Annotated in this window: 1 protein-coding gene; it reads left to right on the forward strand. The window is 39.5% G+C overall.

All coding sequences use genetic code 11. The annotated features are described in order from the left end of the window. Positions 1 to 1,332: methyl-accepting chemotaxis protein (locus tag A2517_RS06590; RefSeq protein ID WP_294895334.1), on the forward strand; the 1,332-nt coding region annotated here is incomplete at both ends.

The raw sequence follows: 1,332 nt of genomic DNA on the forward strand, positions 1-1,332 counted from the left end.
CGGAATTGCCCCTATTATCTCAGGAGGGGAATACGTAGGATCGGTTGAGTTTATGCAAGGACTTAATTCTGTCATTAAAGATATTCGAAAAAACTTCGGAACGGAAATCGTTATAGGGCTTGACAACCGCTTTTTAGAGAATGCAATGGAACTTAAAGATGCCCCTAGGATCGGTAAAAATTTTACCCTTGCGGTAAAAGAAGATGCGGTTGATAAGGGATTTTTGGGAGAGTTAAGCAAAACTGAGTTTGATCCTAAAGCAGCTTCGTTTACAACAGAAAATTATTATGTTACCCCTATTGTTATTAAAGATTTTTCAGGAGAATCAGTAGGATATGCTTTTTCCGCTAAAAAATTGGAAACGGTTGAAAACCTGATTAATCAATCTGAGGATTCGTTGTTGCGTCAAGTCGTCATTATGACAGTAATGGACGGGGTAATTCTTATACTCCTTATTGTGATTGTACGTCGAGCGGTTACGGAGCCTATTGAAAATCTCGATTCGATCGCGCAAGAGTTGGCGAGCGGTGATGCTGATTTGAGTAAACGGTTAAAAGTTTCATCAAGCGATGAAATCGGCAAAGCGGCAATGAGCTTCAATATTTTTATTGAAAAAGTTGAAAAGATTGCATTGGTTGCCGAAGAAAAGGCAAAAGAGGCGATGCATGAGAAGGAAATATCTGAAGAACAGATGGAAAAAAATGAGATGTCGTTGACGCTTGCACGCCAAATGATTCAAGGATCTATTCACAATGCAGGCAATCTTAGAAATTCACTAGAGAGCAATATCCAAAATCTGTATGAAGTGAATACGCTCAATCACGATACGGGAGATGTTGTTGACAGCGTGAGTAATCAAACGGATGAGATTATGGCAAGTATGTCTAAAATTACCGAAATGATTAATGACTCTAGAGCAAATTCGGAGCAACTGAATCATAATGTGAGTGAAATTTCAAACGTTATTACACTGATTAAAGATATCTCGGATCAAACCAACTTGTTGGCACTTAATGCGGCGATTGAAGCTGCTCGTGCAGGAGAACATGGACGAGGATTTGCCGTCGTTGCCGATGAAGTGCGTAAATTGGCGGAGCGGACACAAAAAGCGACCAGTGAAGTGGAAGCGAATATTAGTGTCCTGAAACAAAATTCGGTAGGGATGCTTGAAAACAGCGAACGCGTTGAGGAGTATGCACTTGATTCATCCCAAAAACTCGATCAGTTTAAAAGTGTCATGGGACAATTGATTCATAATGTTGAGCAGATTAAAGAAGACAGTGCATCGATAAGTCATAAAATATTTACCAATATGGCAAAAATTGACCATAT

The organism is Sulfuricurvum sp. RIFOXYD12_FULL_44_77 (assembly GCF_001830725.1).
Taxonomy (GTDB): domain Bacteria; phylum Campylobacterota; class Campylobacteria; order Campylobacterales; family Sulfurimonadaceae; genus Sulfuricurvum; species Sulfuricurvum kujiense_A.